The organism is Streptomyces luteolifulvus, from assembly GCF_008806595.1.
GTDB classification, from domain to species: Bacteria; Actinomycetota; Actinomycetes; order Streptomycetales; family Streptomycetaceae; genus Streptomyces; species Streptomyces luteolifulvus.
Genome location: NZ_VZRB01000006.1, coordinates 250,039 through 262,075, shown reverse-complemented (window position 1 = coordinate 262,075; position 12,037 = coordinate 250,039). Strand labels below are relative to the sequence as shown.

At 65.0% G+C, this 12,037-nt stretch carries 15 protein-coding genes; 13 read left to right on the top strand and 2 right to left on the bottom strand.

The genetic code is table 11. The features are described 5' to 3' along the window. Positions 1-95 precede the first annotated feature (95 nt). From F7R91_RS11700 to F7R91_RS11685, 4 genes are read left to right on the top strand one after another with little or no spacing between them, the layout of a single operon-like run. Positions 96-290 (top strand): Flp family type IVb pilin, encoded by a 195-nt coding sequence (locus F7R91_RS11700; RefSeq protein ID WP_150947341.1) that lies wholly within the window; start codon positions 96-98, stop codon positions 288-290. Then, positions 287-910 (top strand): pilus assembly protein TadG-related protein, encoded by a 624-nt coding sequence (locus tag F7R91_RS11695; protein ID WP_150947519.1) that lies wholly within the window; start codon positions 287-289, stop codon positions 908-910. The genes F7R91_RS11700 and F7R91_RS11695 overlap by 4 nt, the downstream gene beginning before the upstream one ends. Positions 911-923: 13 nt before the next feature. Continuing rightward, positions 924-1,496, top strand: coding sequence for a hypothetical protein (locus F7R91_RS11690; RefSeq protein WP_150947338.1), 573 nt, complete (start codon positions 924-926; stop codon positions 1,494-1,496). 8 nt (positions 1,497-1,504) lie between these two features. After that, a complete protein-coding gene (locus F7R91_RS11685; protein ID WP_150947336.1) occupies positions 1,505-2,119 on the top strand; it encodes an OmpA family protein in 615 nt (204 codons plus the stop codon). 8 nt (positions 2,120-2,127) lie between these two features. On the opposite strand, the gene F7R91_RS11680 is transcribed toward F7R91_RS11685, so the two are convergent. Continuing rightward, positions 2,128-2,496 (bottom strand): DUF192 domain-containing protein, encoded by a 369-nt coding sequence (locus F7R91_RS11680; RefSeq protein ID WP_150947334.1) that lies wholly within the window; start codon positions 2,494-2,496, stop codon positions 2,128-2,130. A gap of 228 nt (positions 2,497-2,724) precedes the next feature. Here F7R91_RS11680 and F7R91_RS11675 point away from each other — a divergent pair, with 228 nt between their 5' ends. The 6 genes from F7R91_RS11675 to F7R91_RS11650 are packed head-to-tail and all read left to right on the top strand — an operon-like array spanning position 2,725 to position 7,372. Further along, positions 2,725-3,387, top strand: a complete 663-nt coding sequence (locus F7R91_RS11675) for a hypothetical protein (RefSeq protein ID WP_150947332.1) — start codon at positions 2,725-2,727, stop codon at positions 3,385-3,387. Further along, complete coding sequence (locus tag F7R91_RS11670; protein ID WP_150947330.1) at positions 3,375-4,412, top strand: hypothetical protein; 1,038 nt, start codon at positions 3,375-3,377, stop codon at positions 4,410-4,412. The genes F7R91_RS11675 and F7R91_RS11670 overlap by 13 nt, the downstream gene beginning before the upstream one ends. Positions 4,413-4,448: 36 nt before the next feature. After that, positions 4,449-5,072 (top strand): hypothetical protein, encoded by a 624-nt coding sequence (locus F7R91_RS11665; protein WP_150947328.1) that lies wholly within the window; start codon positions 4,449-4,451, stop codon positions 5,070-5,072. Continuing rightward, a complete protein-coding gene (locus tag F7R91_RS11660) occupies positions 5,073-5,375 on the top strand; it encodes a hypothetical protein (protein ID WP_150947326.1) in 303 nt (100 codons plus the stop codon). Next, a complete protein-coding gene (locus F7R91_RS11655; protein ID WP_150947324.1) occupies positions 5,372-6,763 on the top strand; it encodes a hypothetical protein in 1,392 nt (463 codons plus the stop codon). The genes F7R91_RS11660 and F7R91_RS11655 overlap by 4 nt, the downstream gene beginning before the upstream one ends. A gap of 6 nt (positions 6,764-6,769) precedes the next feature. Further along, the gene (locus tag F7R91_RS11650) at positions 6,770-7,372 is read left to right on the top strand and encodes a hypothetical protein (RefSeq protein ID WP_150947322.1); all 603 of its coding nucleotides are present in this window, start codon (positions 6,770-6,772) and stop codon (positions 7,370-7,372) included. Here F7R91_RS11650 and F7R91_RS11645 read toward each other — a convergent pair. Then, positions 7,355-7,825, bottom strand: a complete 471-nt coding sequence (locus tag F7R91_RS11645) for a hypothetical protein (RefSeq protein ID WP_191971448.1) — start codon at positions 7,823-7,825, stop codon at positions 7,355-7,357. The two genes, F7R91_RS11650 and F7R91_RS11645, sit on opposite strands and share 18 nt — an antisense overlap. A 649-nt stretch (positions 7,826-8,474) precedes the next feature. Here F7R91_RS11645 and F7R91_RS11640 point away from each other — a divergent pair. From F7R91_RS11640 to F7R91_RS11625, 3 genes are all read left to right on the top strand, one after another. Next, complete coding sequence (locus F7R91_RS11640; RefSeq protein ID WP_150947319.1) at positions 8,475-9,134, top strand: hypothetical protein; 660 nt, start codon at positions 8,475-8,477, stop codon at positions 9,132-9,134. Beyond that, positions 9,122-10,150 (top strand): hypothetical protein, encoded by a 1,029-nt coding sequence (locus F7R91_RS11635; protein ID WP_191971447.1) that lies wholly within the window; start codon positions 9,122-9,124, stop codon positions 10,148-10,150. Before F7R91_RS11640 ends, F7R91_RS11635 begins: the two co-directional genes overlap by 13 nt. Before the next feature lie 338 nt (positions 10,151-10,488). Then, on the top strand, positions 10,489-11,364 hold the full coding sequence (locus F7R91_RS11625; protein WP_150947315.1) for an LLM class flavin-dependent oxidoreductase: 876 nt from the start codon (positions 10,489-10,491) through the stop codon (positions 11,362-11,364). Positions 11,365-12,037 lie beyond the last annotated feature (673 nt).

Sequence of the window (12,037 nt, the reverse complement as noted above, 5' to 3'; positions counted from 1 at the left end):
CCGGATTTGGGCCCTGGGACCCTCCGCCGCCCCGGACGCCCCGGCGTACCTTGCCCACGCTGCAAAGACTTGCCGGCCCCCCGGAGGGACACACGATGAGCAACTGGATCAACACCACGGTCACTTACCTCCAGTCCCGCACCACCCACAACGACAAGGGCCAGACCGCGGTGGAGTACCTGGGCATCATCGCGGTGGTGGTGGCGATCGTGCTGGCGATCACGGGGACGGACATCGGCCAGACGATCTACGACGCCATTGTGGACAAGATCGACGAAGTCACCGGCTGATCCAGCCTCGCAGGTTCGACGACGCAGGGCAGGCCTTCCCCATCTACATCACGGTGGTGGCGGGCCTGCTCTTTCTCGCGTTCGCCTACCTTGCGGTCGGCCAGGCCGCGGCGAACCGGAACGGTGCCCAGACGGCGGCCGACGCGGCAGCACTCGCGGCTGCGTTGGACACCCGGGACAAACTCGCAGACGAGTGGGCGGACAACGTACGCGACCCCACCAAGTGGCAGGCCATCTTCGACGGCAGCAGGGTGACGCTGGACGGTTGCGGGCGTGCAGACGAACTGGCCGCGCAGAACGACGCCGGCGCGGACTGCACACCTCTGGATGGTTTGCCCCCTGGCTACAGGGTCAAGGTCCGGACGAACAAGCCCGTAGGTGATTCGATCGTCCCCGGTACCGAGAACATCCACTCCATGGCGATCGCCACCGCCGTGATCGAGTCGCTCTGCGAGCCCGAGCTTCCTGGAGAGGGCGCAGACGAGGACGAACTGCCGAAGCTCACCTGTGAGGACAGAGAAGAGTGGACTCTCGACCCGGACGACCTCTCGGATCTCCCGGGCCCCGAGGACCTCTTCGACGTCCATCTGGCCGACCGACAAGCGAACGACGAGGGATGAAGGAAGCAGAGTGATGAGCATTCGGTTCACTGCGAAGGCCCGCAGGGGGATGGTGGCGCTGTCGGTTGCGGCCGGGCTGGCTCTCGGCGCGGCCGGCTGCGGCGGTGGCGGCGACGACAAGAAGCCGGGGGCATCCTCCGCCTCCAAGAGCAGTGGATCCGACACGAGTGCTCAAGAGGGGACCGACGAGCCACTCGCGGAACTCAAGGGGGAGAACGGCCTCATTCTGAAGATCACATCCGCTCAGAGGGATTCGGGTGGGTTCGTCACCGTGAGCGGTGAACTGAAGAACGACGGTGCTGAGGCCACGCGTGTGTCGGTACGGACGGCAGGCGACGAGACGGAAATCATCAGGCACGGCTCGTCGCTCGGCGGAGCGACCCTCGTGGACTCCGCCAGCAAGAAGCGCTACTACGTGCTGAGGGACACGGACGGCCGTCCGCTGACGACGACGGGCATGCCGAGGATCGAGGCGGGCGCGACCATTCCGGTGTTCATGCAGTTCCCGACGCCACCGTCCGGCACCAGCGAGGTCAACTTCCAACTGCCCACGTTCGCCGCCGCATCCATCCAGATCTCCGGGTGAGGCCGCCGATGACCCGCGCACACCTCACCCTGATCACCACCACAGCCTCTTGCCTGCTCGCCGTTGCACCCATCGCCCACGCCGACGACAGCCCCAGCGTCCCCCCAGGCACCGAGGCAACGGCCTCCGCCCCGGTCGAAGTGGACGGCAACGACCCGGACCTGAAGCTCCCGGAAGGCGCGACCCTGGCCCAGGCCAAGGTCCTGGACATCAAGCAGGTCGTCGAAGAACAGAGCGGCGACGAACGCCGGGAGGACACCAACGCGGACGTGAAGTTCGCCCTCCAGGCCGAGGTCCTGTTCAGCAAGGACAGCGCCAAGCTGAGCGCCGAGTCGAGGGCCCGAATCGCCGCGATCGCGGAGGAGATCAAGACCCAGAACGCAACGAGGATCCGCGTCTTCGGCTTCACGGACAACCTGGGCTCCTCGGCCCACGGCGATGTCCTGTCCAAGCAGCGCGCGAACGCCGTACAGGACGTCCTAGACCAGGAACTGAACGACTCCAACGTCACCTTCGAAGTACGCGGCTACGGCGAGCAGTACCCGATCTCCTCCAACACCACGGAAGCCGGCCGCAAGAAGAACCGGAGGGTGGAGGTGTCCTTCCCCCGCTCGGAGTCGTAACGGCACCACTACCCAACCACCACCTCCACACGCACCCCTGCCCGCACCCCCCACCCGGCCATCACGCCCGCTTCGGCCTCCAGCACATGCCGGGAACGGAACCGGGGCAGACCCAGCCGGCCCGGCTTCATGGTCCGCACGGCGATGACCGTGAGACGGCGATCGAGGTAGGCGACGTCGATAGGGATGCGCATACGAAAGGTGTGCACGCCGGAAGCGGGAGAGAGCAGGATGGCGCCTTCGACGGAATCCCGCCCCAAGAGCCCCTTGGTACGCGCCCGATACGACGCAGCGATCTCCAGCGGAACGGAGACGACGCCCACGCGCTCCCCGTGCACGACCAACGTCCCCCGACCGTCACGCCAGCGTCGGCTCATCACCAGCGCCGTCTCCTTTGCTTGTTCATAAGTGGAACGCCCTGCTCAGCACGGCACGCTGCGGGCCGACCGGCGAGTTACGCAACCGTTACGGCTCAACTAATCTGCTGGAGACCCGATTTGGCCCCATGCACCCCTCCGGTCGACAAGATTAACCCTGGTGTGACCCCGTGCCGGTGGATAGCGTTGGTTCGCTGAAGAGAATCCTCGCCTCACCGGGAGCCGAACGTGAACCGCCGCCCCACCCTCCTCGCAGCGATCGCGCTGACCGCCGCAGCGGCCCTTTCGCTGTCCGCGTGCGGGAGCGATGACAGCTCCAAGGACAAGAACACCGACAAGATCGAGGGAGCCGACACGGGGAGCGAGACCTCGGCTTCTCCTAGCGCATCCGCATCAGGGCCTGGCGCCACGCGCCCCAAGATCAAGCTTCCCTCCGATCTCCACCACGTCTTCGAGTGGAAGAAGACCGGTGACGCGGAGAAGGACGCGGTCCTCCACGACGGCGAACAGTTCATCAAAGCCACGGACCAGGCCATCGCCAACCAGGACGCGCTCGACCCGGCATACCGCTTCTATTCGGAGGGCGAGTTGGCCGCTGCGACGCAGAACTATGTGCAGAGGTTTGTCGACCACAAAGCTCGTACCACCGGTACATATCGCTTCTACAGTGAGTTGGTGACCCTTCGAGGGAACGGGCGGGCATCGCTCAGGTACTGCGAGGACCAGGGCAAAGCATTCAACAGGAACGTGGAAACCGGAAAGATCGACAAGACCCCGGTGACCAAGGACAGCTACATCCTCTACAACACGGCGCTGAAGAAGAATTCGGACGGGGTTTGGGCGACGCAGGACATGATCTCGGAGAGGGGAAGCAGTAAATGCCAGCCGTGACGAAGCGCGGAGCCGTCGTTGGCTTGGTCGTGACGTTGGCGATGCTTGGCAGCTCCCCGCCCGATGACGACTTCGGCGGAGGAAGCCAGAAGCCCAGCGATCCACCTGCGTCCGGGGACGCCACCCAGGACGGCACCCTCTCCGCGACTGCGGGAACTGTCGTGTTCGACAACTCCAAGAACGGCTCTGGTGGCTCTTCGGGCCCGGTCACGTCCAGCTCCACCTGGACGCCGCCTGCCTGCTATTACGCCCCGAAGTACACCCCGGAACAGCTGCAGAAGTATCTGGAGTCGATCTGGGAGGTAGGTTCGACGGGGTCTGAGTGGGATCTCCAGCAGCGCAACAAGTACGTGAACGGCGGCGTCGCCAAGGACTTCAACAAGGCGAAGACCGGCAAGGGCTACTGGTGGGACTCGTACGTCACGCCCGGCCGCGAGGGTGACCCCGGCGCGCTCGACTGCACCGAGGACATCTTCTGGGTGGACACGGGCGAGGACCCGCCGGCGGACATCCCTGAGGCGATCACTCCGGAGGTTCTCGCCCAGCTGGCCTACGCCGAGATCCGCGTCCCGTCCACGAAGGTGGAGCTGGCCCCGGAGGGCACCACAAAGGTGAACCTGCCGACCTGGGCATGGCTGGACGGGGCGAAGTTCAAGCCGGTGTCGGTGACGGCGAGCGTGCCCCTCCTCGGCGTCACCGCGACGACCACCGCCGAACCGGTGTCACTGAAGATCGACCCCGGTACGGACGACGCGGTCACCTACCCCGCCTCGGGTGTGTGCCGGATCAACGCTGACGGTTCGATCGGCGCTTCGTACGCCAAGGGCAAGGCCGAGGAAACCCCGCCCTGCGGCGTGAAGTACCTGCGCTCCTCGGGCGACGGTTCGTACCGCCTGAGGGCCACGCTCACATGGAAGATCCACTGGACCGGCACCGGCGTCACCGGCCAACGAGACCTGCCCGACGGCACGTTCGGCGCGGACCAGAACGTAGTCGTACAGGAGATCCAGGCCGTCAACCGCTGACGGCGCAAACGTGCCCTGCACGCGGGAGACCCGAGAATGCAGCAGCCCACAACGCCGGACCAGTCCGCTGACCGTGATCATTCCTTCGGGCTGATCACGCCAGAGGACTGGTATCGCATTCCGCTTCAGCCCGAGGAGCGACGCGAGGCATCGGTCACGGCGCTCATACGACGACAGTTCGCAGGCGTCGATGATCAGCCGGTCCTCCGTCGACGGGCTGAGGAACAACTGTTGGGGGCTGCGGAGGCCGGCGCAGCGCAGGGTGGAGTCGTTCTCTATCTGTCGTTCCTTGCAGCGGCCGGTATCCCGCTCTCTGCATCGTTGCTCATCTCTCGTATCCGGCAGCCCTTTGACAGCCTTGATGCAGTCGCTGCACTCGCGGGCAAGGGCGAGGTGGCACCGGTTGCTCTGCCCGCCGGAAGCAGGGCGGCTCGTCGCCGACGCAGCGAACGAAGCCGGGAGACTGAGAAGTTGGGCTCGGAGTTCCAGGACACCATCGTTGAGTACTTCACACCGGTCCCAGATCGAGACGAGTCTCTGATGCTGACCTTCAGCACGCCGATGGAACCCATCGCCGACGCGATGGTGGAGCTCTTTGACGCCATTGCAGGCACCCTCTGTTGGCGGACACGGAACGAAGAACCTGACGGGGGAGCGTGAATGGGCGAACGACTGAGGGTCTCTACCGACGACTTGCATACAGTGGGGGTCGGGCTGCGGACCGTGGCTACGGAGTTCGAGGGGCTCGACAAACTCCTGGACTCCTATGACCGGCGCACTGTTGGGCACAAAGGGTTGTATGAACGGCTACAGGATTTCTCCGATGACTGGGACGACAACCGCAACAAGATGATCAAAGAGATTGAGGGCCTGGGCACGATCGCCAAGGAGGCAGCCAAGGCCTATGTCCAACTCGACACTGCTCTATATCAGGCCCTCATCGGTAAGGACAAGAAGAGGTGAGCCGTCCCGCCGATCACCGCTGGGAGGTGCTGGGGGAGGATGCCGACCCGACGCCGGGCGACGTCCATGACCTCAACGCGTTGGCACGCCGGTTCACCGCTACGGCCAAGACCATCAAAGACACAGCAGATGCACTGCGACGCGTCGGAAACCAAGAGAGCTGGGATTCCGATGCTGGGCGTGAATTCGCCGGGAAAGCCAGCGAGACCGCGAAAACAGTGAGCAAGGCTCACGATCGGTACGAGGTAGCTGGCGAGGCGCTCAAGAAGTACTACACCGACCTTGAGACCATCCAGGATGAAGCTGATGGTCTGCTCGGTCGGGCCGAAGCGAAGGCGGGAGAACTGGCAACGGCCAAGTCTCGGGCTGACAACCCTTCCAAGGGCACGGATCGCGATGCGCAGGACAAGCTCGACGGCAAGGTCACGCAGCTTCAAGAGGGTCTGGACGGGCTGCAGGGGAAGCTTGCAGGGTTGAAGGAACGCCACAAATCGGCCGGCGACACAGCCGCCAAGAGTATTGAGAGCATCGTCGAAAGTGACGGCCTCAACGATAGCTGGCTCGACGATCTGCGTGACACCCTGGAGCTCATCAGCAACCTAGCAGGAGCCATTTCCGCAGTTTGCGGAGTGATGGCGCTCTTGGTCGGTTGGATCCCGGTCATCGGGCAGGCGATCGCCGGTGTTCTGGGAACCATCGCCCTGGTGATGACCGTGGTGTCACTCATCTGCCATACGCTCCTCCTCATCAATGGTGACGGCAGTTGGAAGGACGTTGCCATGGATGTTCTGGGCCTCGCGACCTTCGGCATAGGAAGGGTCTTCTCCGCGGGCGCCAAACTCGCTGCAACTGTTGGGCGAAGCAGGGTCTGGACTGCTGCGACTCAGTACGTTCGAGCGTGGAATCCGACCATGAGCGCGGCCGCGAGGCGTGCTCTCGTCGTGGAGATGGTCGGTGCGAGGGCTGGCGCGGTTGCGCACGCGGCGCGGCCTGACGTCAGTCTCGGTGCTGCGTTCAAGGGTCTTCCACGCTCGTTCGCGGATGACTTGAGCACCATCCGGGACAATTGGAGCGACTTGTTCAAAGTGGGGGACAATCTGTCCGCCGCCCGCGACGCTTGGAACACCGGTGGGGTACGTGGTCTGGCCAGCATGTACGTCGGGCCGGGCATGACCGACGAGCTGGGACGGATGAAGAGCATCGACGCGGGGGACCTCAACTTCATCGGGACGTCCGATGCCTTCAAGCAGGCATTCCAATACAACTCCTGGGCTCTCGGAGCCACCGGTACCGGAGCCGGATCCGACAGTTACAGCTTCTTCAAGTTGTTCGGGAGTGAGCCGGAGATCGATGTCACGGGCGCCGACGCCTCGCTTGCCGGGACGTGAGCTGCCGTGCTGCCTTCCTCAGAGACGTCAGCTCCTGACTGGCGCGAATGCCGGATCGATTTACCCTCGCCGGAGAGTTGGCTGACTCTCGACCTCGATACCGATGAGCCCGAGTCCTGGGCCCTCTCCGTCGCTGAAGCGCACCTCGGCCCGGATGTTGCGGCGGATTGGCATCAGGCCTTCGCCCAGGACGTGTTGTGGTACTGGGTTGGCGCGGTACGTCAGCGGGCCTTGTGCGCTGCCTTGCTCGCTCCGCCGAACAACTCGGTGATTGCGAGCTATACGGTGCGAGAACTGAGGATTCCTAATGAATCTCTGAATCTGGACGCTTTGCATGCAGAGGGGGAGCGTGCCGCAGGGCCGTACTTCGGCAGCCCCGGAATCGTGGAGGTCGAGCTCCCTCTGGGGCCGGCGCTGCGCGTGCATCGCCTGGAGCCAACAGATCCCGATCTCGATCACGGCAGCATTGTGGAGGGAGTGGCTCATTACGTCCTTCCACAGGCGTACGCCACGGCCTTGGAGTGCCGACTGCTCTGGGCGTCGCTGGGACTGGGTGAGGAACTGGGAAGAATGGCCGACGAGCTCGCGGCGTCAATCAGGCTCGTGTGATCCATGTGTCTTGCTGCGACGGGTGAATTGCTTCCCGATGTTGCTGGTCAACCAGAATTTTTCCCAGGGAATGACCGCCAAAGGGATCCAACTGAAACCGATGGCGAAGACACTGATGAGACGGGTAAGTCCCTCGGGGAGAGCCCACCCAAGCTGGGAAACGACCACAGCGACGACCAGAAGATAGACGTCGAAGACAAGAAGGCCCAGTAGCTTGAGCCAGGCTTCTGGCGGGCGAAGTCGTGTCGTCTTTGAGGTCCCGCGGAATAGGCCGAGCAGGATCAATGGCAGAAGAATCCCCGTCAGCGCGCCGAGGCCGATGCCTCCGATCACGAGGGAGCCGCGCCCGTCTTCAGGGATCACTGCCGAGAGGAACGAAGCATCTGCCAACCTCTCGGTGAGGGCGACGCCTGCGAATCCGCCCAATACCATGGCTACCAGGACGAAGGTCACTCCGACACCGAATGCAATCTTCCCCGTAGTTGTGCGACCAGTGGTACCAGTCCCGGGCCCACCCGATCCTGAATCAGTGGACATGGCTCTCCCATTCCTCGCGAGGTGAGACCGAGGGTAGCGGGCATCTTGTACGTGGTGCGTTGGGCTGCTTCGCAATTCTCGCAGCGCTCATCGGGGCCACAATGCAACAGGTGGGTCGGCTGCCAGCACCACGTCGGCAAGCGCAACGTTCCAAGGCCGATGAGACGCCCCGACGTAGGCGACGCCGTCCAGGGCTCGTGTCCTGGCAGTTGGCTAACGCCCCTCGCCCTTGGCGAGCAACTCGCCGCGCACCGGCTATGTTCCGCCCCGGCCGTGTGGTCGCGGGCACGCCCGGACACTTCTGATGTGGCTAAGCATGAGATCGGCTGGCCGGGCCCACTGGGTCACCTGCTTCTTTGCTTGTTCATAAGTGGAACGGTCTGTTCAAAGTTCTCCCCAGTCAGCGAAGGGTGAGTTACTCAACCGTTACTGGTCAACCCCGGCCCTGTACGGGCTATTTGGGTCCATACACACCGTCAGTCGACAAGCCCTCACTGGTGTCACTCCGTGCCGGTGGATAGCGTTGGTTCGCTGAAGAGAATCCTCGCCTCACCGGGAGCCGAACGTGAACCGCCGCCCCACCCTCCTCGCAGCGATCGCGCTGACCGCCGCAGCGGCCCTTTCGCTGTCCGCGTGCGGGAGCGATGACAGCTCCAAGGACAAGAACACCGACAAGATCGAGGGAGCCGACACGGGGAGCAAGCCGCCGGCGACCCCGACCCAGAGCGCATCGGACTCCGCCGGTCGCCCCAAGATCACCTTTCCGTCGGACGCCTCGAATGTCTTCGAGGACCAGAAGACGGGTGACGCGACGAAGGATGCCGTTCTCGCGGACAGCGCCATGAGCGTCAACTCCGTGGATGAAGCAATCTTCAAGGCCAGCACAGGCACAAAGGCGCTTGGCTTCTACAACACCGCCAAGGCTTTGAGCTCGTCGATCACATATGTGCGGGGGTATATCGACGACAACGACACCTGGGTCGGGGTGACCCGATACTTCGATCGCAAGGTGACACTTTCTGGGAACAATCAGGCGTACGTCACCTACTGCTCCGACGAGAGCAAGTCCTACATCAAGAACAAGAAGACCAAGAAGGTCGACAGGTCGCCGGCGACGGCGAACAGCTACGTGTTGTACCACACTAAACTCACCAAGAACGCCGAGGGAGTCTGGCAGACCACCGACATCGTCTCGGACAGGGGGGACAAGGCGTGTCAGCCTTGAGAAACTCGGCGAGGACCGTGACGGTCCTGGCGCTCACATGTGTCTCCGTCTTTGCTTCTCATGCGGCCTTCGCTGAGCGCGACAAGCATGGCAACAACGGCCAGCCCCAACAAACGGCCGACACCGGAGACGACCGCAGCGTCTCCGTGACCGTCGGCGTCGTATTCGACCGTTCGAAGAACGGCAGCGGGGACTCCGCCGGCGGGCTGACGTCGAGCACATCGTGGACGCCGCCTCCCTGCTGGTATGCCCCGAAGTACACCCCGGAGCAGTTGCAGAATTACCTGGAACCGATCTGGGAGGCTGGCTCGACGGGCTACGAGTGGGATGCCCAGCAGAGGAAGAAGTACGTCAACGAGAAGGACCACAAGAAGGACTTCAACAAGGACAAGACCGGCAAGGGCTACTGGTGGGGCTCGTACGAAAACAAGAGCTACCCCCCAGGCTGGGACTCTTGCGACGAGGACTACTTCTGGGTGGATGCGGGCGATCCCCCTCCCGCCGACATCGACAACGCCGTCACCCCGGAGGTCCTCGCCGAACTCGCGTACGCCGAGATCCGCGTCCCGGGCACCGAGGTGACCCTGGCCCCCGCGGAAACGACCAAGGTCAACCTCCCGACCTGGGCCTGGCTCGACGGTGCCGAGTTCAAGCCGGTCTCCGTAACGGCGTCCGTTCCTGAGATCGGCATCACGGCGACCGCGACGGCGGAACCGGTCTCTCTGAAGATCGAGCCGGGTACCGCGGATGCCGAGACGTATCCGGCCTCTGGGGTCTGCGAAATCAACAACGGCCGCATTGGGGAGCCTTACGCCAAGGGCAAGGCCGACGAGACCCCGCCGTGCGGTGTGAAGTACCTGCGTTCCTCGGGCGACGGCTCATATCCGCTCAAGGCCACTGTCACCTGGAAAATCCACTGGACCGGCACCGGCGGCGCGGGCGGCGACCTTCCCGACGGCAACTTCGGCGCCACGCAGGACGTCGTCGTACAGGAGATTCAGGCCGTCAACCGCTGAGCGGTTGTGAGGATCCGTCGTGATCTGCCCGCTCCCGTGGCCGGGGGCGGGCATCCGGCCGTTGCCCCACCAGTGGAACGGCTACCGCCGCTTACTCGTGGCAACACCGGGAACGGGGGACAGTCGCGTGGTGAACCGGCTGGCCGTTGATGACGATGAGCTCCTGCACTTCATGAAGTTGCCGAAGAAATCCAGCAGTTCCTTGAAGGCATGGCGCAAAGTGTTGAGCGACGCCACCGTCACCTGGACGGTGAGGCTGTCGCAGCGTGACGCGCACTCCACCCCAAACCGCCCCGTAGAGACGTTGCCCACTTCAGCCCCGCCCGATAGGAAGCCCCATGACTGGACTCGGTGCAGTGTTCCGCCCCCAGCTCGCCCCCGAGCGGCTGCGTGCCATCGCTCGGCTTGCTGATGAGAGCGGGCTCGAAGAGCTCTGGTTGTGGGAGGACTGCTTCGGGGAAGGTGGGATCTCCACCGCCGCTGCCGCGCTCGCCTGGACCGAGCGGGTGCGGGTTGGTGTGGGGCTGTTGCCCGTGCCCTTGCGGAACGTGGCCCTGGCCGCGATGGAGGCGGCCTCGCTGTACCGGATGTTTCCCGGGCGTGCCGTTCTTGGGGTCGGGCATGGGGTGCAGGACTGGATGGGGCAGGTGGGGGCGCGGGCGGAGTCGCCGGTCACTCTGCTGCGGGAACATCTTCTCGCGTTGCGTGCTCTGTTGCGCGGGGAACGGGTCACTACCAGCGGGCGGTACGTGAAGCTTGACGACGTCGCCCTCGACTGGCCGCCCCAGGGCCCCGTCGAGGTCCTGGCCGGTGCCACCGGGCCGCGCTCGCTTCAGCTGGCCGGTGAGGTCGCGGACGGGACCGTGCTCACCGCCTCCACTTCGCCGGAGGGTGTACGACGAGCACGTCAACTCATTGACGAGGGGCGGGCGTCGGGCGGGCGGTCCGGTGATCCTCACACGGTGGTCGTCTATCTCCTCGCCGCCACCGGGCCCGACGCCGCCACCCGGCTGCGTGCCGAGTTGGTCGCAGAGGGCCGGGACCAGGTTCCCGACCTGGGCGTCGCCGGTGACGCTCGCGCCGTAGCCAACGCCGTCCAGCGGCTGGCGGACGCCGGTGCCGACACCGTGATCCTCCAGCCCACCGGCGACGAACCGGACCCGGAAGGTTTCGTACGCTTCACGGCTGAGGAAGTCCGGTCCCTGGTGCCGTGACATGACCGGGCGAGGAGGTCGCGTACGCGTGTCGTCCGTCCTCCCCGATCCCTGGCGCCTCCCCTTCGAACTGGCCTGGGAGGCGTTTCGGGCCGGGAGTCGGCCCGTCGGGGCGGTTCTCGTCGATGCCGGGTCGACGCGTCGTCGCCACCGGCCACAACCGGAGCCAGGAAGCAGCGCTCTCATCCACCCCCACGTCTGCCATGTTGTGTACGCCGCGTCCGACGCCCCGTGGCGCGGCATCGAAGGCGTCCCCGGCGTCCCCGGCATGGCCGGGCCGCTCGCCGCCTTCAGCGAGCTGCTCGTCAACCTGTGGGGCGGTGCTGCACACCCCGACGAGACGGACGAGTCCACCACCCACGCCGTCCGCCGTCGCCCGCCGCCGACGGCCTCCTCGGCGCCTCGCCCGCCGCGGTCGCGTACGACCTTCTCCGGCCCCAACTTTGACCGCTGGTCCTGCGGAGCCCTGGGCCTGCGGACCCGCTCGTCTGCTGCCCCGGCCCCCGGCCTGCGGCCCTGTACTAGTGGCCCAGGGCCCGCGAACCCTCGTCGGGGACGACACCCGCCCGCACTGGCCTCCTGCACCGCAGACACCCCGCCCGCAGACACCCCCGCTCCGCAGGCCCAGGCTTGCGACCCCCCGGCGCGCCATCCCCCCAGCCTGCGGCCTCCG